At 40.2% G+C, this 20,773-nt stretch carries 20 protein-coding genes; 9 read left to right on the top strand and 11 right to left on the bottom strand.

What is annotated here, in order from left to right:
• Positions 1 to 15: 15 nt before the first annotated feature.
• On the bottom strand, positions 16 to 546 hold the full coding sequence (locus tag LEP1GSC195_RS13480; protein WP_015682806.1) for an LIMLP_15305 family protein: 531 nt from the start codon (positions 544 to 546) through the stop codon (positions 16 to 18).
• 1 nt (position 547) lies between these two features.
• Positions 548 to 1,618: a zinc ribbon domain-containing protein gene (locus LEP1GSC195_RS13475; RefSeq protein WP_015682286.1), complete on the bottom strand. Its 1,071-nt coding sequence runs from the start codon at positions 1,616 to 1,618 to the stop codon at positions 548 to 550.
• Between the two features lie 76 nt (positions 1,619 to 1,694).
• Between LEP1GSC195_RS13475 and LEP1GSC195_RS13470 the strand changes: the two genes are divergently transcribed.
• Together LEP1GSC195_RS13470 and LEP1GSC195_RS13465 are read left to right on the top strand one after the other, a co-directional pair.
• Positions 1,695 to 3,533, top strand: a complete 1,839-nt coding sequence (locus LEP1GSC195_RS13470) for a DUF1553 domain-containing protein (RefSeq protein ID WP_040506740.1) — start codon at positions 1,695 to 1,697, stop codon at positions 3,531 to 3,533.
• Positions 3,534 to 3,542: 9 nt separating this feature from the next.
• Positions 3,543 to 4,829, top strand: coding sequence for a DUF1501 domain-containing protein (locus tag LEP1GSC195_RS13465; protein WP_015682388.1), 1,287 nt, complete (start codon positions 3,543 to 3,545; stop codon positions 4,827 to 4,829).
• On the opposite strand, the gene LEP1GSC195_RS13460 is transcribed toward LEP1GSC195_RS13465, so the two are convergent.
• Together LEP1GSC195_RS13460 and LEP1GSC195_RS13455 are read right to left on the bottom strand one after the other, a co-directional pair.
• A complete protein-coding gene (locus tag LEP1GSC195_RS13460; RefSeq protein WP_015680867.1) occupies positions 4,826 to 5,353 on the bottom strand; it encodes a hypothetical protein in 528 nt (175 codons plus the stop codon). The two genes, LEP1GSC195_RS13465 and LEP1GSC195_RS13460, sit on opposite strands and share 4 nt — an antisense overlap.
• A gap of 1 nt (position 5,354) precedes the next feature.
• The gene (locus tag LEP1GSC195_RS13455; RefSeq protein WP_015681895.1) at positions 5,355 to 6,665 is read right to left on the bottom strand and encodes a porin; all 1,311 of its coding nucleotides are present in this window, start codon (positions 6,663 to 6,665) and stop codon (positions 5,355 to 5,357) included.
• A 146-nt stretch (positions 6,666 to 6,811) separates the two neighbouring features.
• On the opposite strand from LEP1GSC195_RS13455, the gene gmd reads away from it, so the two are divergent.
• A complete protein-coding gene (gene gmd, locus LEP1GSC195_RS13450; RefSeq protein WP_015681103.1) occupies positions 6,812 to 7,840 on the top strand; it encodes a GDP-mannose 4,6-dehydratase in 1,029 nt (342 codons plus the stop codon).
• 33 nt (positions 7,841 to 7,873) lie between these two features.
• Here the strand turns inward: gmd and LEP1GSC195_RS13445 are convergent, their stop codons facing one another.
• The 6 genes from LEP1GSC195_RS13445 to LEP1GSC195_RS13420 form a co-directional block, all read right to left on the bottom strand.
• A complete protein-coding gene (locus tag LEP1GSC195_RS13445) occupies positions 7,874 to 8,179 on the bottom strand; it encodes an STAS domain-containing protein (RefSeq protein ID WP_002972217.1) in 306 nt (101 codons plus the stop codon).
• Positions 8,180 to 8,227: 48 nt separating this feature from the next.
• Positions 8,228 to 9,439 carry a Crp/Fnr family transcriptional regulator gene (locus tag LEP1GSC195_RS13440; protein ID WP_040506738.1) on the bottom strand — a complete coding sequence of 404 codons (1,212 nt, stop codon included), beginning with the start codon at positions 9,437 to 9,439 and terminating at the stop codon, positions 8,228 to 8,230.
• 78 nt (positions 9,440 to 9,517) lie between these two features.
• Positions 9,518 to 10,048: a tetratricopeptide repeat protein gene (locus LEP1GSC195_RS13435; protein ID WP_040506736.1), complete on the bottom strand. Its 531-nt coding sequence runs from the start codon at positions 10,046 to 10,048 to the stop codon at positions 9,518 to 9,520.
• 29 nt (positions 10,049 to 10,077) lie between these two features.
• Positions 10,078 to 11,142, bottom strand: a complete 1,065-nt coding sequence (locus LEP1GSC195_RS13430; RefSeq protein ID WP_015681743.1) for a vWA domain-containing protein — start codon at positions 11,140 to 11,142, stop codon at positions 10,078 to 10,080.
• 32 nt (positions 11,143 to 11,174) lie between these two features.
• Entirely contained in the window at positions 11,175 to 11,795 is a 621-nt protein-coding gene (locus tag LEP1GSC195_RS13425; protein WP_015682425.1) for an NUDIX hydrolase, read from the bottom strand.
• Entirely contained in the window at positions 11,795 to 13,009 is a 1,215-nt protein-coding gene (locus LEP1GSC195_RS13420; RefSeq protein ID WP_040506735.1) for a ribonuclease D, read from the bottom strand. Before LEP1GSC195_RS13420 ends, LEP1GSC195_RS13425 begins: the two co-directional genes overlap by 1 nt.
• 41 nt (positions 13,010 to 13,050) lie before the next feature.
• Here LEP1GSC195_RS13420 and purF point away from each other — a divergent pair, with 41 nt between their 5' ends.
• The 4 genes from purF to LEP1GSC195_RS13400 are packed head-to-tail and all read left to right on the top strand — an operon-like array spanning position 13,051 to position 17,042.
• A complete protein-coding gene (gene purF / locus LEP1GSC195_RS13415) occupies positions 13,051 to 14,478 on the top strand; it encodes an amidophosphoribosyltransferase (protein WP_040506733.1) in 1,428 nt (475 codons plus the stop codon).
• Positions 14,478 to 14,849 carry a 6-carboxytetrahydropterin synthase QueD gene (gene queD / locus LEP1GSC195_RS13410; protein ID WP_015682722.1) on the top strand — a complete coding sequence of 124 codons (372 nt, stop codon included), beginning with the start codon at positions 14,478 to 14,480 and terminating at the stop codon, positions 14,847 to 14,849. Before purF ends, queD begins: the two co-directional genes overlap by 1 nt.
• A 9-nt stretch (positions 14,850 to 14,858) precedes the next feature.
• Complete coding sequence (gene queC, locus LEP1GSC195_RS13405; RefSeq protein ID WP_015680854.1) at positions 14,859 to 15,575, top strand: 7-cyano-7-deazaguanine synthase QueC; 717 nt, start codon at positions 14,859 to 14,861, stop codon at positions 15,573 to 15,575.
• 51 nt (positions 15,576 to 15,626) lie between these two features.
• Positions 15,627 to 17,042: an SBBP repeat-containing protein gene (locus tag LEP1GSC195_RS13400; protein WP_015681351.1), complete on the top strand. Its 1,416-nt coding sequence runs from the start codon at positions 15,627 to 15,629 to the stop codon at positions 17,040 to 17,042.
• A 92-nt stretch (positions 17,043 to 17,134) separates the two neighbouring features.
• Here LEP1GSC195_RS13400 and LEP1GSC195_RS13395 read toward each other — a convergent pair whose 3' ends face one another.
• Entirely contained in the window at positions 17,135 to 18,877 is a 1,743-nt protein-coding gene (locus LEP1GSC195_RS13395) for a hypothetical protein (protein WP_232227792.1), read from the bottom strand.
• 207 nt (positions 18,878 to 19,084) lie between these two features.
• Here LEP1GSC195_RS13395 and LEP1GSC195_RS13390 point away from each other — a divergent pair, with 207 nt between their 5' ends.
• Positions 19,085 to 19,375: an NAD(P) transhydrogenase subunit alpha gene (locus LEP1GSC195_RS13390; RefSeq protein WP_039925846.1), complete on the top strand. Its 291-nt coding sequence runs from the start codon at positions 19,085 to 19,087 to the stop codon at positions 19,373 to 19,375.
• Positions 19,375 to 20,772 carry an NAD(P)(+) transhydrogenase (Re/Si-specific) subunit beta gene (locus LEP1GSC195_RS13385; protein WP_015681385.1) on the top strand — a complete coding sequence of 466 codons (1,398 nt, stop codon included), beginning with the start codon at positions 19,375 to 19,377 and terminating at the stop codon, positions 20,770 to 20,772. Before LEP1GSC195_RS13390 ends, LEP1GSC195_RS13385 begins: the two co-directional genes overlap by 1 nt.
• The last annotated feature ends 1 nt before the right edge of the window (position 20,773 follow it).

The following is a 20,773-nucleotide window of genomic DNA, read 5'->3' as shown; positions in this document are numbered from 1 at the left end:
TCCTTTTTCCTTATCCTATTTTTTTAAAAAGATTGAGTTTCTTGCTTCGAACTGTGTTTCAAAATCCAAAAACAATTTGTTTATGGATTCGATTGCCACTTCGGGGTTTGAGGCGAACGATGTGGGAAGAGTTTCTAAAATTTCTTTTTGGAGTTCTCCCACTTTCGTTAACATTCCAAAGTCGTGGTTCAGTAAATTTTCCATTTCTTCCTGCGTGGCCTTAACACCAGTTCCTAGGCCATTGAGTCCATAACCTGCCGAGTTCACTTTCATGATGATACGATCCAGAAGTGTGGTTGCCGGATTGGTTTTTCCGACATTTTGAATTTGGGCTTTTTGTACAAAACCCTCTTCTAGTTTGCGAAAACTTTCTTTGAATGAGGTGAGAATTCCTCCCAGTTCTTTTCGAATGAGAAGGTCTGTCTTTTCAAACTCTTGGTTAGCAAGGGCTTCTTCAAAAAGTTTGGTTTCTTTTAAGAACTTGCGAATCGGATCTTGTTCGTTCTTAAAACGTTCTAATGTTGTTTTTAACCAAGTTTGGTCCATTTTATTCCTCTGTCGTAGCGTCTTCTAACATTTGTATGGTGTCGCATGTGATGTAGTTAAAGATTACACTTTTTTCTGTTTGGTAGAGTGCCTTGGCTGGTAATGATTTCCACTTGGCTATATCAAATTCACAGTCATGTTTTTCCCCTTTGGTTTCGCCACTGGACTCTGTAAAATAAACCATATACTTTTCTGTTTTCGCTCCTAACCTTTCACAACCAATGGCGGTGTTACCACATTCGCGGATTTGGGGAGTGGGCCAATAAGGCTCTTGTGTGGTTCCAAATCCCTTGGCCACTGCATTGCGATCAAAAGCCCATTTATCAATCCGGTAACTGCAATGGTCATCATAGACTGGTTCTTGTCTGTATTTGGTGGAACAACTTTCACTTTCGGAAAAAGTTCCGTCCCCACGATCCGAACGAACTGTATGGCAATCTTCGCCATCGGGTATACTATTATAACTTCTGATTTGACGACTTCTGGACACACTGTACGCACCCATAGGCATAGAGTCACACCATTCGGATTCGGAAACAGGTTTGAATTGGTCTATGGCAATGCTACGAGACCATTCATGATGGGTGATTTGGAGTTCTACTTTTTCTGTCCATAAAACTCCGAGACAAACAAATCCAATTCCACCAAATACGATCGAGCCAAGTAACCAAAGAACCCACTTCGGTGTTTTGGGATGAGGTTTGATGAATTCCGAATTGGCAAAAGCCAAATCTTCTTTTGCTTTTTGGACAGAATCTTCGGTGAGACCATCTTGGTCCGAACGAAGTTTTACATTTTGTGCCCCATCCAGAGAACCACCGCAGTTACCACAGAACGTAGCTTTAGCCCCATTGGCAGTTTGGCAGAAAGGACAAGTTTTATCCGCGCCGTAGTAAATATGATCCTGGACGGCGACCTTATCCGCATCATTGGGAAAGTATCTACGCGTGGGATCTTGAGTGGCTCCACAATTGGGACAATGCCTATGAGTTTTACCGAGTAGTTTTTTAGAACCGCAGAATTCGCAGTCCCAAAGCATTTCATAGATTTTTTCTTCTGCCATCGCAACCAAGGTTTATCCGCAAAAAATTGACTTTTGCAAGAAAAATATTTTCAAATCCCAAAATCCAACATAGAATCTTAGGAATATGCGATTGGTACTAAATCTAATTCTTAAGTTTCGTTATTTAATTTTGTCTATTCTCTTTCTAATTCTCTCTGTGGGTTATGTTTTTTCTCGGTCAAAACAGAATGCAGTTCATCCATTAGATAATTTGTATTTAAAAATATCGCCTAATATAGATAAGGTGGACACGAAGGTATCACTACGCCGATTGTCTCTCCACTTAAGAGGAGTGATTCCCAGTGTGATCGAATGGAAGGAATTAGAGGCAGTTTCGAAAGACCAAAGTTTAGAATCCTTTGCCGTTAGTTTTTTAAAACAACCTGAGTTTGCCGAATATTGGGGAACCAAATTCACGTCCATGTTACGAGACAAATCCAAAGGCCGTAAAATTCCCACAGGCACTTTCTTTCAATATGTGGCAGGTTCTCTTCATAAAAATAAACCTTATGACACGCTCGTACAAGAGATGTTGACCTCTAGTGGTTCTGTGAATGAATCTCCGGCCACAATGTTTTATATCCGAGACGGAGCCGATCCTTTACAAACAGCAGAGTACGTGGGAAGGCTTTTTTATGCAAAACGAGTAGCATGTGCTAGGTGCCATGACCATCCTTATATTTCTGATTTTACAAGAAGGGATTATTATGCGCTATCAGCATTTTTTAGCCAACAATTCTTTCGGGATGGGACTTGGGAAGCCAATCGGTACGGAAAGTCTTTTAGTTATGTTCCTCGTGAATTGGAAGTTCATCTTCCTATGGAAGACCAAAAGACCTTACAAGATAAAAATAACGAATGGAACCGAGACAATTGGAACAAATGGACCGACGAACAAAGGAAAGACTACCAGAAAAAACATGAAGTCGCCTACGCCACATTATACTACGAACCCAAACTTGGTTTAAGATTTCCGCATACAGACGATGCACCCGGTGGAGATTTGGTTCGCCCCAAATTTTTAGATGGGAAAGAGGCCAAACTAAAACCGGGGGAGGACCGAAGGAAGGCCTTTGCCAATTGGCTCACTGACAAATCCAACGACCGGTTTCGTAAGGTCATCATCAACCGCGTTTGGACAGAGCTTATGGGTTGGAGTTTTTTCACTCCTTTAGATGATTGGAATGAAGATACGGTGGTTACGGGAGAAGAGATCCTCAATCATTTGGATGCCTATTTTCTTGCAAACCATCTCAAACTAAAAGAACTCATATTGTATATCGTTACCTCGAATGCTTACAATCGCTCTCTTACAAGTAGTGCTACCGACCAAGATCCGATTCGTTATTTTTCTCCCAAACGTTTGGACAGTGACCAACTCCTCAATTCCCTCATTCGAGTTTCTGACTCACAGAAAATCAGTAACATCAGGGAGAGAAATTTATCCTGGTTTACAAGCCTTATGGGACAAAAACCTTATGACCTAACTGGCACAGGTTCGGTTCGAATTCCTACAGACAATCTAAAGGAATTTACTAACGCAGTGGAGGTCGAAAGACCAGCTCCTTATCATACGATTTTATCTGTGTTTGGCTCCGGCCCTCGAGTGGATATTTCAGATGATATCGATGAACTCACCATAGAACAAATGTTAACACTGATGAATGGCCGTGTGGTCGGAAAGTTAGTTTGGGATTTTGGAAACAAAGACTCTCTTGTCAAACTAGAATTTGATCAATTGAAATCCATGGATCCAGTCATTGGAAATCTTTACTACCGGCTTCTGGGACGGCTTCCTTCGAAGGGAGAAAAGGAAAAACTAAAATCTCTCCTGTCAAAACCAGATAACGTTTTTGACAAAGACCTTCTCCAAGATATTTTCTGGGCTATACTCAATAGCCAAGAATTCCAACACATTAACTAAGGAATCCTCATGAACCGCAAAGAATTTATTAAAAAATCAATGATTAGTTTGGGGATCAGTCCCTTTCTATTTTCATCCAATCCTTTTGGTAGTTTACACGCTTCGGAAGAAGAGGAGTCGATCACCCTTCCTTCTAAGGTAAAGTCAGTCATCTTTATTGAAATGATGGGAGGAATGAGTCACGTAGACACTCTCGATCCCAAACCCAACAGTGCTTTTGGTAAGGTGAGTTCTAGTATTTCAGGATTATCTGTCTTAGAACCTTTTTCTCTTACCGCCAAACAACTGCATTCAATTGGCATCATTCGCTCTACATGGAGTGAAGAAGGAGATCATGGGTTTGCACAAATGTTACTGGGTACAGGGTATCGAATGACAGAAGCTATGGGCTTTCCCGACATCCCTCATTTCGGTGCAGTGATTGCCTATGCAAAAAAATCAAAAGTCAAATCTTCCTACTTTCCAAGTTATGTTACGATTGGTGGCCGTGGTGGGAAAAATGGAAATTCAGGATTTTTAGGAATCGATTATTCTGGTTACCATGTTGGGAATGTGGATGAACCCATCCAACATTTGAATCCTTCCTATGGAAAATTTGCAGAAGATCGAATTCTTCGAAGAAAAGATTTGGTTTCTTTTATGAATGAGGAATTTTCTAAAACCTATCCCACAAAGGAATCCAAACATTGGAAAAATATGCTCGTGGCAGCAGAAGAGTTTCGAAATTCCAAAAACATCGATAGTTTTCGCATTAGTTTGGAAGATGAAAAAACAAGAGCAAGATACGGAACCACATGGCAAGGGAAGGCTATGTTACTGGCGAAACGACTCGCGGCACAGGAAGTTCCCTTCATTCATATCTCTATTGGAGGTTGGGACACACATACAGGCAACAAAGCACAAGTGACAAAAAATATGAAAGAAACAGATATGGGAATTGCTTCTTTATTAGAAGACTTAAACAATACCGGTCTCATTAAACAAACGTTATTTGTTCTTACCAGCGAATTTGGCAGAACCCCTGATGTCGGATCGAGGGATGGTCGTGATCACCACCCTAAAGTTTGGTCGACTTTACTCGGAGGGGGTCCCTTTACCAAAGGTTTTGTATTAGGAGAAACAGATGAAACCGGATCCAAACCTGTAAATCCCAAAGAAGCTTTACATGTGAGAGATCTTATCGCTACTATTTACCAAGCGGCGGGAGTCAATCCCGATGGTTCACTCACCAATTCTTTTGGTCGTCCGTTTCTTTTGACCACGAAAAAAGCCAAAGTCTATGAAGGTTTGTTTTAGTTTTTTTGCGCTTTATCAATACAAAGATAGCCGTTTGTCAGAATCGTATCAAGAGAAGTGGATTTGTCGCCTGGATTCAAATAGGTTTCTGAAAATAAGGAACCTGATCCAAAACTTTGACAGTTGGCGATGGCAGTATCTTTCGTATCATTTGGTTTTGCATATACCACTGTAGTGACTTTGGTTGTATCTCCGTTTGGTTGGTAACGACAAACTCCCACTAAGTTTTGAATAGAACATTTAGACGAAAACTTTGTATATCCAAGTGGACAAGAGATTTCTTCTTTAATTAAGGCATATTGTTCTGTGCAAGATGGCGAATCGTTAGAAGAAGCGGAACAGGAACCTAAAAATTGGAAATTCCCACTAAATCCAGTTTTTCCCGCATTCAAACTAGCTAAATACAATGTTTGTAGGCACTTATTTTGTGTTTCCTTTATTTTATCTTCGCGTTGTGCTTTACATTGACTTAAATTTAAAGCTAACAAAAGTATTGCGACGATGATTTTTATAAATTGATTCATTTTAATAAAATACCTGTATTTGTGTTCGAACCACGTGGTCTCCTTCTGCTGCCGTAGGAGTGCCTGTGTAATAGAAATAGTCCGTTTGCCATTTTAAATTATGTTCTGCAAAGTAATATGATAGTGCTCCTCCCACTTCACGGGAATACTTCAAACTAGGATCTGTCTCTCCCAAGGGTCGAAATTCACCAAATCGAAAACTAAGTTCATATTGATTTGTAAAAAGGTATCCCAATTGTACAAAGTGTCCTTGCCCACTTCTAGAATATTCTCTGGAGAGTGAGGTATTTACAGTTTTTTCCACATAAGCTGTGTTTGCTCTTCGCCATAACCATTCATATTGAAAAGAAAAACCCATCCATTTGAAATAAATATCCCCCGCAGCATGGCTATAATTGAATTTTGCAAAACTATATTCAACACCATGTGTACTAAGAGACCTGTCTGAATTTTTATTGTAAGCACCAGAAACACCGAGAGATAATTTTGGTTCTTTGTATCTTGCAAAATCACTTTCTGATAACCAATCATTATCAGAACCGGATTTTGACATTCCACCGAAAGGAGAAAATATAAATCTGGCAACAGTAAGCACACCGGGGGTTTGTCTCTCCACACGGTTTCTTCCTTGTCCACCGAAGACGCCAAGGTAATAAGCAAACATACGTTTGCTGCCAAAAAGATCTTCTGAAAAAAGATAAGTTCCTACATCTCGGTCTAAATTAAATTCTGCTGTGACAGAAGACCTATCTACCGTTTGTAAGGCACTGGATGAATTCCAACGTTGTCTGCTGAAGGGAACTTTCATTTGACCAAAAGCGATTTTTACATCACGATACTGGTTGTACACAATGTTCGCATCACGCAGGGTATTTCGTCTTTGGCTTTCCATATCTCGCTCTGCAAAACCCATTTGTAAGTTCACAAGCCATGTATCATTGAATAATCCTGCTTTTAACTGTAATCTGGTTCGCCTTACAAGAAAGTTTGTTGTGTCTTGTGATGGATCTAATTGAAAACTTTGGTTTCCTTGGACTTGTGATCTAAATCTTAATTGGATGTTGTGTTTGCCGTCTGAGGAGGTGGCACGAATTCCTTTTCCAAGTCCAGTTTCCCAATTCGATTTGTTTTCCGGTGTTGTTGTTTGTGCCGTAAGGGTTTGGGGTGACGAGGAATTCGGTGAATTTGCCGGATTGGAACTTGTTTCCACTTTCGCTTCCGGTTTTTCCTCCGCATCGATGCTCAGAGATAAAAAAGATATGAAACTTAAGAGGAAAATGGCACGAAATTGATTACGAAAAGGGTTTAGCATAGCTCTCATTTTTGTAATAATTGTCACAGTTTGGAAAAAGGAGCTAAAGGCAAAAGAAAACAGACCTACTTTTTGGTAATATTTGCCTTTTCTATTCCATTTTTCCTTTTCTTACCAAAGAAATTTAAAATACTGATCCCTAATCTATGAAAAAAGCACTCATCACCGGAATCACAGGCCAAGACGGGTCCTATCTGGCAGAACTCCTCTTACAAAAAGGATATGAGGTCCACGGAATCGTTCGCAGAACGAGCCTTTTCAATCGCAATCGGATTGAACACCTACATGGAAACTCCAATCTCCACCTCCACTACGGAGACATGACAGATTCCTCGAACTTAAACCGAATCTTAGAAAAAATCCAACCTTCAGAAATCTATAACTTGGCAGCTCAGTCCCATGTGCAGGTTTCTTTCGAGGTTCCTGAATATACGGCCGAGGTAGATGCGGTGGGAACTTTGCGGATTTTAGATGCCATCAAACAAACAGGGATCAAATCTCGTTTCTACCAAGCATCTACTTCCGAACTTTACGGACTTGTCCAAGAAGTTCCGCAAACAGAAAAAACTCCATTTTATCCCCGCTCCCCTTATGCTGTGGCTAAACTCTATGCATACTGGGCTGTGGTGAATTACAGAGAAGCGTACGATTTGCACGCATCAAATGGAATTCTTTTCAATCATGAATCTCCTAGACGTGGGGAAACCTTTGTGACAAGAAAAATCACACTTGGTGTTTCAGCAGTCAAAGCGGGAAAACTACCTTTCATTACCATGGGGAACATAGATTCCAAACGTGACTGGGGTTACGCTCCAGACTACGTTCAGATGATGTGGATGATGTTGCAACAAGACAAGGCAGACGATTATGTTGTGGCAACCAATGAAACACATACCGTACGTGAGTTCATTGAAGAGTCTTATAAAATTGCTGGTTACGAAGTGGTTTGGGAAGGAAAGGACGACAAAGAAGTTGGTAAGGACAAAAAGTCCGGCCAAGTTCTTGTGAAAATTGATCCTAAATACTACAGACCAACTGAAGTGGAACTTTTGATTGGAAATCCTGAAAAAGCAAAACGCCAGTTAGGTTGGGAACCAAAAGTTAAGTTCAAAGAATTAGTAAAAATTATGATGGAAGCTGACTTGGCTTCTCAAGGTTTGAAACCAGTTATTTAAGTAGGATAGAAACAGAGTGGATCGTTTTTTGGTCTAGAGACCAAAAAACTGATCCAACATTAACTTCTTCAAAGTTTCTTTTAATTTTTCTTGGATGTTGACAATCTTCACTGTCATTTTCTTTTCATCTGCTTTGTTTTTGAAAGAAAGTAGGCGAGAGATCCCGAGAGAACTTACAATCACTACCTTTTCCAAATCCAAATAGATTTCTTGAACGTTCTTTTCTAGGATTTCTGCTAAAATTTCTCGGAGTTCCGGTGCATTTCCATCCAGAATCTGATCCATAAAGCGAACACGGATCGTGTTTCCCTTTTCTTCTACTAGTATCTTATCACTCATATTTCTTTGGCCTCTAACGTAAGTCAGGAGAGGAAAGTTGGCAAGAAGTTATTTCAACTTCTTCAGCTTATTCTCCATGTTAGCCTTTTTATGATAGAATTGGACGAGTTTTTCTAGCTCTGCCATGTCTGAACAAACAATTTTTCCCATATCCATACGAATAAATTTATTATTCTTCATGATATCGGAAATGATGAGTTCATCTTTTGGATCGGTAAGACCCACCATTTTCAGAAGGTCCTTGGTTCCAATTTCAAAATTGTATGCTTGTTTGGGAGTCACTTTGATCCTGTTCTTTTCTGCCAGAGTCATGAGTGTATCTACGATACGACCTTGTGGGTCTTTTAGAAGTAAGTTTGCTAATTGTTTGTAGGCAATCCAAATCCTTTCGGATAGTAAAGTAATGAGCCTTGTTGCCAATTGTGGTTGGGCTTTTACCATTCCTTCAAAGTTGGCTTTGTTGATGGCAAGTAGTTCGACATCCCCAGCTGCCACCGCAGAAGCAGAGCGAGGTTTGTTATCAAGAATGGCCATCTCTCCAAAGATGTCCCCTGCTTGGAGAACAGCGAGCATCACTTCGTTTTGGTTTACGATTTTTGAAATCTTTACCTTTCCACTTTGTAATATGAAAAGTTCCTTACCTGGTTCGTGTTCGCAAAAGATCATCTCACTATCTTTGTAGTTTCGATTGAACTTAGTGTAATCAATGGCAGCCGCTTGAAACGGTTGGTTCATGGTTTGTAATCGCAACTTAGCCTGCGGTACAAACTGTCCATTGGGAAGGTGTTTTAAATAACTTTGGTATGCAAAGGAGGCATGTGAGGTATTTTGCTGTTGGAAATAGTATTCGCCAATTTTGAAAAGTTCGTTTGGATCTTCTTCGACTGCATTTCGGAAGGACAATCGAGTGATGGTTGTATCAAATTGTCGTAACTTCATGGAGAAGAAACGAATGATATTCATTGCAACAGCGGTAGACTTTTGGATTAAGGTTCCAAATTGGTCATAACTAACAGAAATTAAAGATACATTTGTAAGCGAGGTAGCGGATTCAATTTGAGGATGTTGACTCATGGCGGCAACTACACCAAAAAAGTCACCTGGCCCTAAAACTTGGTTGGGATCTTCTCCAACAACAGCAGTCTCACGAGTGACACGTACTTTACCCTCACGGATGATATAGAAATTGTTCGCATCCTTTTTCCCCTCTACAATAATGTAGGAGTTCGCCGGGAAAGTAACCATTTGAAAAAACGACATTCTTAAATCTCTGAACCCTTTTTGCTCAACGTGCCTAGTTTATTATCGGAGATCCCTAGGGCAATATTTTCGTAAAAATTACTTATTTTTACTCTCACCCAGAATTTCCATCTGAGTCAGTTCTAATTCCGCTTCTTGTGCTATTTTGCTAGAATACGTATTTTTGATAATGTCCTGAAAAATCTGATAAGCTTTATCTTCCCGGCCCATACGGACAAAAGCTTTGCCGGAAATTAAGTACGATTCGAGACCTTCTTCTGTATTGGGAAATTCTTTATAAATTTTGAGTTCGTTTTCGGCAAGAGCTAAAATATCTCCCGTCATGCGGTAGTTGGAACTTAAAACCTTCCGAACCTCTCGTGTTTTGGGATGGCTTGGGTAGAGTAATAAAAAACTTTTGCAGGATTCTACGGATCGGTAGTGGTTCCTATCTTCCAAAAATTCTTTTGCTTTTTGGAAAAGAAGGTCACCTTGTTTGGTGCGTTCATTTGCAAAAATTTGACTTACCGAACGATCTGCGGTTAGGGGCAAAATTCCCATAGAGATTAGGATTCCTATAGCGAAAAGGGCCCGTTTCCAAAATTGCCAATCTGTCGAATTCTGTCTCATTACTATCAGTTTCGGTCGAAACCCGGGTTCTACTGAACGGGTTTTTCTTCTGATAGGGCAAGAATTTTCGGAACACCCGTCATATCCCAGAGTTCGGCGGAGGCACGCATTCGTTTTCCAGTCGGCAAGCGAAAGACCCAACGTCCTTTTCCTTCGGACCCCAATTGGAATTCGATCTGGTGTTTGGTTAAGTCTCCCATTCGTCTTTCGCGAAGTGGAGGAACTGGAAAACTTCGTAACTTTTCTTCTGCGGGATAGAGATACAATTGCACCATATAGGAAGTATTGGCTGTAGCTCTGTATTCGTAATTTAGAATGTAACCGGATTCTGATCCCTCTTCGTAGGGTAGGATATTGAGAATTTTGATTTGGTTTTGTGTGGGGAGAGGGCTTTGCGATTCTGAATGGGAAAGAGTTACCGGTTCTGGTTCTTGTGCAAAAAAGATTCGTTTAAAAGAAGAATCATAATCTTCGGGACGTTTCAAAGGATAATAATTCCCATCCCCCAGTATCGAAAGTCTTTTTAGATCTTCTTCCCCCTTCGGATCAATATCAATTCCCAAGACTTGCAAACGAAATTTTTTTCCAGAACTTTTCAGTTGGTAAAGGACGGATTTTGGATCTCCATCACAACTTTCGACTCCATCGGAGATAAATATAATTTCTGTTTCTTGCACATCATTCAAAAGGTATTCTCCCACAACACTCAAAGTTTGTGCGATGGGTGTGGATCCTGCGGGGACAATGGAGGAGATTTTTTGACTCACAACCGAAGCCGCCCCTCGTTGGATGGGATGATACAAACGAGCAGAAGAACAACCAGCGATTCTGTTTCCATAAGCAACAAGCCCAACACTCACATCTTTTGGAAGTCCGCCGAGTACTTGTAATAATTTTTCTTTGGCAACGGCCATCCGGGTTTTGCCATCCCATTTTTCAGACATGGAGCCACTAGCATCAAGTATAAACACATATCGTTTGTTAGGTTGTATTTGTGCAGGAAGGGGAAAATAAGAAAGAAAAAACAAAATACAACTTACGATGACAAAAAAATGAGTGAATCGCAGTCCTTGGTTTCGATTTTGTTTTCGCACCTGTACAACATCGGCGAAAACCGAATTTGACCTTAGAGGGATTTGGGGTCTAAAAACGGAGGTTTGAGGAGGTTCGGTTTGACTATGAGGGGAGTTCTGTCGAAAGAAGAATGTTCCCGGAGGAAACGCAAAATGAGTTCACAAGTGGCACCCCAAAGGAGGCCGTCACCTAGATCAAAATAATACGCAAAATGCTCCCTACCAGGAACTTGAATGGCATAAAAAGGTCTTGTCCAAAGATCGGAAAACGGAAGAAGAATAACCCGGTCCACTTCGGCCGTATTGTGATAAAAAGAAAAATCTCCTTCATAACTGGCCAAAAACGGTGTGATATGGAAACCCGTCCTTGTATGCAGGCCTTCTAGTTTTCCTAAAACTTTGAGAGTGGAACGGTGGACTCCCATCTCTTCTTCCCATTCTCGAAGGGCTGTGACAAGGAGATTGGGATCTTCCTCTTCTTTCACTCCTCCAGGAAAGGAGATCTGGCCTGGGTGGGATTTAAGATTTTTCGAACGTTCGGTAAGGATGATTCCTTCTGCAGATTCTTTGGATCCAAAAAGTGGAAAGATGACACCAGATTTGATTTCTGGTGTGTCGGGAAGTTCATCGAAGTCCTTAGAGAGTTTTTCGACAAAAGATTGGTAGGGTAACATTAACCCTCGTCTTTCGAGTTTTGATTTTTCCTTCGTTTGGCAACAAATGCTTCTTTGGATCTTATGGCCACCAAACGGTTGATCATCGAATCGAAAGATAATCCTTGGATGGCAGCAAGCAAACTCGGCCCATAGTTTTGTACCTTCCAATCAGAAAATACATGTAATGCTTTTAGTTCCTCTAAGTCTTTAGGTCCAGCGCGCAAAATGCTAATCAGCTGTTTGTTTGATGGAAGAAGTGAATGTTCCATTCGTCTAGCGCGCATAATACGAAGTCGCCATTTTTTGGCATTCCCGAATTTGTGATTTTCGTCTTCGTTTAAATCTTCACCATGACGTTTCGAAAGTTCTGATGTGTCGATAGGATCGCTATATTCCGCAATGAGTAGTTTAAAGATTTCTGTTCCATCTTTTTTACCAAACCATTCAACACATTTTTCTTCATTAGGTTGTTCTCTCACAGCTTGTGAGAGTCTATCGTTATTAAAAACTCTAAAACTAGCTTTGTTGATTCGTTTTGCTTTTTCATCACGATAACGAAGGAGTTCTAAAATCTTTCTTCTTTCTAGTGGAGTAAAATTGAGAATGTCAGGAAATTTTCCAAGAGAAAAACCTTCTCCTTCCTTTGCTACATACTCTTCGGATGCAATGAATTCGAATTCTGACTTTGCTTCCTCGTAGAGAGTTCTGCGTTTGAGTTCTTCTTCCATTTTTAACCAAATGGATTCTAAATATGCAGTATCGAGTGCTGCATACTTGAGTTGTTGTTTTTGAAGAGGACGAAGTTCCCAGTTAGACTTTTGTTCTACTTTAGAAAGTGTAACTTTATGATAATGTTCCACAACAAATGACAAAGAACTTTGTTCCAGTGACAACAAACGAGAACTGATCATCGTATCTGCTGTGTTCACAAACTTAAACCCAAAGTCTCTTTTCAGAGCTTTGATGTCATCTTGTGCTGAATGGAAGATTTTGAGAATGTTCGGATCTTCGAACAAAGGACCCAAAGCTGACAAATTTGTGATTTTTAGGGGGTCAATCAGGTAATTTTTGCCATTAGAATTGATCTGAATGAGACAAACTTTGGGGTAGTACGTGTAATAACCGGAGGACTCGGTGTCGATCGACATGATTTTGGACTGTCTGAGATTAATCAGAGCTAAATCCAAAGCTTTTGCTGTATCAACGAGAATATAGTTGGAATTGATTTGCATCTAATTGGGATTTTGGAAATACTGCAATTGTCATTCTAACAATGATTCTCCAATCTGACAAACCAAAAGAAGAATGTGCCATATTCGGCATCTACAATAGCAAGGAAGCTGCTAATTTTACCTACCTAGGTTTGTACTCAATGCAACACCGAGGCCAGGAGTCCAGTGGGATCGTCACAACCGATGGATCTCACTTATACCGGTATGCCAATATGGGTCTCGTGGCAAATATCTTCACTCAACCGAAGATCAAAGAGCTCATTGGAGATTCGGCCATTGGCCATAACCGGTATTCCACAACGGGAGCTAGTTTTTTACGAAATGCTCAGCCCATCCGCGTGGAATCCCACTTAGGTCCTGTGGCTCTGGCACACAACGGAAACCTGGTGAACTCTTGGGATATTAGAAATCGCCTCGAAAGAGACGGATCTATCTTCCAAACCACCATCGATTCGGAAGTCATTGTCCACCTTATGGCAAAAAGCCATAAAACGGATTTGTTAGAGGCACTCTGTGAGTCACTCTCCCAAGTTCGCGGTGCTTACTCTCTGTTAGTTTTAACTCCTCGATATCTAATTGCGGTTCGAGATCCCAATGGATTCCGACCACTTGTGATGGGAAAACGGTCGGATGGGGCGATTGTATTCGCTTCCGAAACTTGTGCCTTCGACATTACAGAAACAGAATATGTGCGTGATGTAGAACCAGGTGAGATGGTTGTGATTGACCATACTGGAGTGCGTTCTCTCTATCCGTTTCCAAAAGCAAAACCAAGTCTTTGTATTTTTGAATATATTTATTTTGCAAGACCCGATTCTTATATTTTTGAAGAATCTGTTTACAAAGTAAGAAAATCTCTCGGCCGCCAATTAGCGCGTGTTATGCCCGTGGAAGCCGATGTGGTAATTCCTGTTCCCGATTCTGCCAATATTGCAGCACTCGGATATAGTGAAGAGTCTGGGATTCCTTACCAAAGTGGCCTTGTACGTTCTCATTATATTGGTAGAACCTTCATTGAACCGGACCAAAAGATTCGGGACTTTGGAGCCAAAATCAAATACAATGTGGTGAAAGAAGTAGTGAATGGAAAACGCGTGGTGATCATTGATGACTCGGTGATGCGCGGAACCACAAGCCGAAAAATCATAAAAATGATTCGGAATGCTGGTGCTAAGGAAATTCATTTTAGAGTTTCTGCACCGCCTACAGTTTCCCCTTGTTATTACGGAATCGACATTCCGACTCACAAGGAACTCATCGCATCAACCCATAGTATTGATGAAATCCAAAAGTATCTTCGCGTAGATACACTTGCTTATTTAACATTGGATACAATGCACAAAGCGGTGGAAGGACATAAAGGTGGTGGGTTCTGTGATGCTTGTTTTACATCCAATTACCCTGTAGAATTCCAAGACCATGCCGGAAACCAAAAGTCACTGTTTACGGAATACGCGACGGAAGAGTAATGGAAGAGATTGAACTTTCCAAAACCTTTGGTTTTGAAGCGGCCCATTTTTTACCAAATGTTCCGGAAGGGCATAAATGTCGCAGGATGCACGGCCATAGTTTCCGTTTTTCTGTTACACTCAAAGGTCAAATAGATCCACATACTGGATGGCTTATGGACTTTGGGGAACTGAAAGGACTCGTCAAACCCATATTAGATGCTAAGTTGGATCATTATGTATTAAATGATGTTGTGGGTTTAGAAAATCCAACCAGCGAAAACATTGCGGTATGGCTCTGGAACCAATTGAAACCAAAACTTCCTCTTCTCGACAAAATTACCATTTACGAAACCTGTACAAGTTCCTGTGTCTACAGAGGGCCTAAATAGGATTTTTGTATGTCCACGAAGTCGAAGGGAGCCGTTGTACTTCTGTCAGGTGGTTTGGATTCAACCACTTGTTTATATGAAGCGCTACAGGAATATGGGTATCCCAAGGTCAAAAAACCTCCGATCCTTGCTATCTCTTTTAACTATTCTCAAAAACACATCATTGAGTTAAAAAAAAGTAAACTCATCACAAGCCGTTTGGGGATTCCTCATGTAGTGCAAAAATTGGATCCTGAGTTTTTTTTAGGAAGTTCCTTAACTGAAAAGAAACTGAAAGTTCGAAAGAATGCAGGAAAGATTTTAGATTCTAATTCCACTGAAATTCCCAATACCTATGTGCCAGGTCGCAATATATTGTTTTTATCTTTTGCCATTTCTTTGGCAGAGGGGCATGGATACGACTCAGTTTATATTGGTGTGAACGCTTTAGATTATTCGGGATATCCTGATTGCCGTCCTGAGTTTATTCGTGCCTATCAAGCCATGGTCAATTTAGGAACTAAAACAGGTGTTACAGGGGATCATTCGATCCAAATCAAAACACCACTACTTACAATGTCCAAAAAAGAAATCATCCAAAGGGCTTTGGAACTACAAGTTCCGTTGAAAGATACTCATTCTTGTTACGATCCTGTACGTGGGAAACCCTGCGGAAAATGTGATTCCTGTTTGCTTCGAAACAAAGGATTTGCCGAATTAGGAATGACAGATCCTTCTCTTGGGTGAGTCAATGTGAGTGTTGTAAAAATTCCTGACCTTTAATTTATAGGATTTTCTATGCAAATGCGATTTTGGCTACTTCCTATGGTTTTGATTACATTGCAATGCAAAGCTGTGCCGTTTAACAACCCATCTGATTCACAATCAAAGGATTTTTGGAAAACACAATTCCTTCGTTGTTTTTCAGAAGATTGGGAATGTTGGGAAATTCCGCAAGACAACCAAGGTGTCAAAGAATGGACCAGGCTTTTGGGTGCTGGTGGAGTAAATACATTTTCGTCGTCAACTGCAACAGAAAGAAATGGAAATATATATTCTGTGGGAACTACCTCGGGATCGTTAGCTGGTCAGATGAAAATATCTTCAGGATCACTTAATGATATTTTTTTAGCAAAGTATGATCGAGAAGGAAACTTACTTTGGTTAAAACAAATGGGAAGTTTGGGAGTAGCTTCTTCTGCACCAGAATTAGCTCACATTGATAGGTTTGGTGATATTTATATTGTAGGTACTTCAGATGCACCTTTTAATGAACTTCCTGCAAGTGCAACAGGGAGTTTACTTATTAAACTTAATCCATCTGGAACTGTCTTATGGACAAGAATCATACCTTCAGGAGTCGATTTTTTGGGCTATGGGGTCACAACGGATGCAGATGGCAGCGCTTTCATAACAGGAAATACAGAAGAAACATATTTAAATGGCGATGTTGCAGGTGGCAATCGGAACATTTTTGTCATTAAATACAATCGAAATGGAGATTTCGGATGGTCTAGGTTGATTGGTCAGGCAAGTTTTGCTGCGTATGGACAACAAATTCAATATGATCCTTACTCAAAGAGTATTTTAGCCACTGGTACTGTTAGTGGTGTAGGATCATTTTTAGGAACTAACCTTCCTGGTGGACTGACAGATTCATATTTATTGTCCTTAGATTCTAACAATGGTGCTTTCAAATGGGTTCGTTATCTCGGACTAGCAGGTGGAACTGCCTCTACTACCTTGCGTGCGTTATCTGTCGATAAAAAAGGATCTGTTTATCTTACCGGAGATGTGAATGCAGATATTGATAGTCAAATTAAAGATGGAGGAACTGTACAGATCCTTACAAAATTTAGTGTAACAGGTGATAAACTTTGGACTCGCCTTTTGGGTGGCGGAGGAAGTTCTATTACTAATGTCAGCCAAGTTTTTGCAGACAATGCATCCCATATTTATACCACCGGAAATACCACGGGCACTTTGAATGGTATCGCCCGCAGTGGTCTTCAAGATGCTTATCTAACCAAATACGATGCAAATGGAAACCTGATTTGGATTCGTACTTCGGGAAGTAGTGGTTCCACTATTTATGGAAGGGGAATTTCTTCTGATAAATATGGAACTTTATATGTGTCTGGATCTACCGATGGAAGTTTTGATGGCCAATTCAAACAAGGAACGACCGATGCTTTTTTAAGTAAGTATAAGTAGGAGGGACACAGTATTCTTTAAGCCTCGCTTATATATTATTAAATTTTTTTGATAACGAGTGGTCTTGATTTACTCGTTTCGTTTAACAAAACCTACTTTCTCCATTTGGCTGGACTGGAAAAGTTTTTGGTTCGCCCAGGCTTAAAGTGAAACTTTGAACTATTCATTTTGGGAGGATTGAAACGTGCATTATTGAATTTGAAACGTCCGGGTTTGATATCCATTTTGTTTCGAGGGATATGAGTCCTTTCTTTTAAAAGAGAAATAAGACCTCCGAGATCAATCTCTCCCATGGCTGCACTACCTCCCCCTCCGCCGCCTGCCAGTTCTTCCTCTTCTTCGTCATCCTCATCGTCGTCGTTATCAACTTCGTCTTCTTCGCCACCACCCTGTTTCCTCCCATTTGTCATAGCAATGTCTAAGTCGAGAGGTTTAGGTTCAATGTATTTGGATTGGAATGTAACTTGAGGATAAAAATCTAAGATACTTGATTCTGCTAACTTAGGTAAGGTTTCTCGACTTGTTTCGTTTGGCAAACTTCGGGAAAGGATATAAATTTGACTTTGGGATTTGAAACAAGAGAATACATAATATTCTTTTTTGAACTGGTCCTTTCCTGCTTCTGGTTTTGCAACTTCTAATGTGAAGGTATAAGTTCCGTCCCTGTATTCGGATGAATAGATTTCATGGATGATTCCAGACTTAGGATAGTTTTTCTTTATTTTATCAACTAGATTGGTTGTAATAAAGGTTTTTAGCGTTTTTTCAAAACCGTTAGTAATGATATCTGAATTTAATTTTTCATTCACATTGATGGCTTGGATTTTAAAAAGTCCATGGATGGGGTCAAAAAAACTAACATTGTATTTTCCATCACGAATTACAGCAAAACGTTTATCTATCGGAATGCGTGTTTTAAACAGTTGTGAATCGGAAGTGTAATTTTCACCGAGTATATCGCCATAAACCGGATTCAATCGTTTGATAGGAAGTGGTTGGCTATGTTTATTTTCTAAGGCAGACAAAAACTGGTCTTTGGTATGATCAAAAAATCGGTAGTCGTTGTTATAGTTTTCTACTTCATTAAAAAAATTAAATGTAGGTAATAGAAGCCATGACAATAGCCTTCTATATCCAAATTTATAAGTTATGTTTGTAAGTTTTGTTTCATAAGCCTTTCGTGTATAAACTGTAAAATAATGATTTTCGTAGTTCACTGTAGGAATGATTCCGAGAGATACTAAGAATAACACGATGTTGTAATTGTCTTTTTCTCTTTTTGAATAAAACAAGTGGTAGTATGTGTCACAATTTTCGATTTCATGATACAACGGATATTTATCGGAAGAATGAAAGAATGTATCTGAATCTACTATTTCTGCATATTTCAGTATAGTCTTCTTATTTTGCTCGTCGATTGTTAAGTTTTGAATTTGTTTAAAACGTTCAAATGACTTTTCTTTGCGAAGTGACTCTAGTTCTTTCAGATAGGACAAGGATTCCGGAATCCCATAAATTTCTTTAATGTGTCTCGTGTTTGTATTTTTTAGTTTTAAGTCGGTTCGGATATTTTCAATGAATTGGGTATCTATGGCAGGGAAATTTCCAATAAAGTTTTCATCGATGGCACCCACTTCTTTAAACATTATTTGGGAAACGAAACAGGAAGTTCCTGCTTCTCTAAGTAGGTTTGGCCCTTCTGGAAGTGGCAGTTCTGTGCCCGGGCTAGGCGAAACGCGAGTGTGGTACCAGCTGATTTGGCAATTGCAGAGAAAAAAAACAAAACTAAATATGATTTCATGGTTGGGACCTACCAAAAAATTTGATGGAAACAAAGGTATTGTCAAAGAGAAAAAGTAACACTAACAAAGAGTTGGTGTTCTCTGGTCTCTTTCGAAGTCTTTTTCATCAGTTGTGAGGGGAAGAATTTGGCATAGAGCCTGAAAATTCGGGAAAACCACCTTCCAGGCGAAGCGAGGTGGCGAAACCATGTAAAATTTTGTTTCCAAAATGGCCAATTTTTCCATAACTACTTCTAGTATATGGAAATATTTGTTACAGCCGTCACGATTTTCGTTCTCGCGATCTTCGTGGGATTTGAAATCATCACAAAAATCCCTCCCATCCTCCACACCCCTCTTATGTCGGGTTCCAACGCCATTTCCGGCATTACCTTAATTGGTGCCCTCTATGCTGCCGGAATCCAAGAAAGTAACATCACCAAAATTTTGGGCCTTCTCTCTGTTATTTTTGCTACGATCAACGTAGTAGGTGGGTTTCTTGTGACTCACAGAATGCTCGGAATGTTTAAGAAAAAGGATTCACCAAAATAATGGAACTAGTCAGTATTCTTAACCTTTCTTATCTCGTTGCTTCCATACTTTTCATTGTTGGAATCAAACAATTAGCTCACCCAAAAACGGCATCACGAGGAAACTTACTCGGTGCCTTGGGTATGTTTATCGCCGTAGTGGCAACTCTCTTTGATCAAGCCATCTTAACTTATGATTGGATTATTGTTGGTGTTCTTATTGGATCGGTGATTGGTATTATCTTAGCGATCAAAATCCAAATGACTGCCATGCCACAACTCGTTGCCGTCCTCAATGGATTTGGTGGGATTGCTTCTGTTTTCGTTGCCGGTGCAGCACTACAACTTTCTATTCCTAAGTATGCTTTTGCAGTCAACTACCAAGAGATTGTTTCCATAGTTTTCTCTGCGATTGTTGGTGGAATCACCTTCTCTGGAAGTTTTATCGCCTTCGGTAAGTTACAAGGTTTCATTACAGAAAAAGCCGTTCGTTATCCAGGGGACCAACTAGTAAAAATCCTAGTCGGTCTTACCGCAGTCGGACTTGGTGTGTATGGATGTTTAGAACCAACGGACGAATCTATTTATTGGATTTTAAGTGGAGTGAGTTTACTTCTTGGTATCTTCCTCGTGATCCCAATTGGTGGGGCGGATATGCCGGTTGTAATTTCCCTTCTTAACTCCTATTCAGGAATTGCAGCTTCAGCAACAGGATTTGTTCTCAATAATAACGTTCTTATCATTTCAGGATCTCTTGTCGGAGCCTCTGGAATTATTCTAACGCAAATCATGTGTAAAGCGATGAATCGTAGTTTGACGAATGTTTTATTCGGTGGATTCGGGGCTGTCGCTACAGAAATGAAAGATGATGGCGATTTTTACTCTGGTAAAATCAAATCAACCAGTGCCGATGAAGTGGCAATGCTCTTAGATGTTGCAAGAAGTGTAGTGATTGTCCCTGGTTATGGTATGGCTGTAGCACAAGCGCAACATACTGTGCGAGATTTATACCAACTTCTTACTGCACGCGGTATCGATGTAACATTTGCAATTCATCCAGTTGCTGGTCGTATGCCTGGCCATATGAACGTATTACTTGCTGAAGCAGATATTCCTTATGATCGATTGAAAGAGATGGACGAGATCAATAGTACTTTCGAAAATGTTGATGTTGTGATAGTCAATGGTGCGAATGATGTCACTAACCCACTTGCAAAAACAGATCCAAAATCACCGATTGCCGGTATGCCGATTTTGGATGTTGGAAATGCAAAAACGGTAGTTGTGATTAAACGTTCCTTGAGTCCTGGATTTGCTGGAGTGCCTAACCCACTCTTCATTGCTGACAACTGTTTGATGTTGTTTGGTGATGGTAAAAAAGCAACTCAAGAGATGATCGCAGCTTTAAAAGAATCTTAGA

This window comes from Leptospira wolbachii serovar Codice str. CDC, assembly GCF_000332515.2.
Classification (GTDB): domain Bacteria; phylum Spirochaetota; class Leptospiria; order Leptospirales; family Leptospiraceae; genus Leptospira_A; species Leptospira_A wolbachii.
This window is presented reverse-complemented; position numbering and strand designations above follow the sequence as displayed.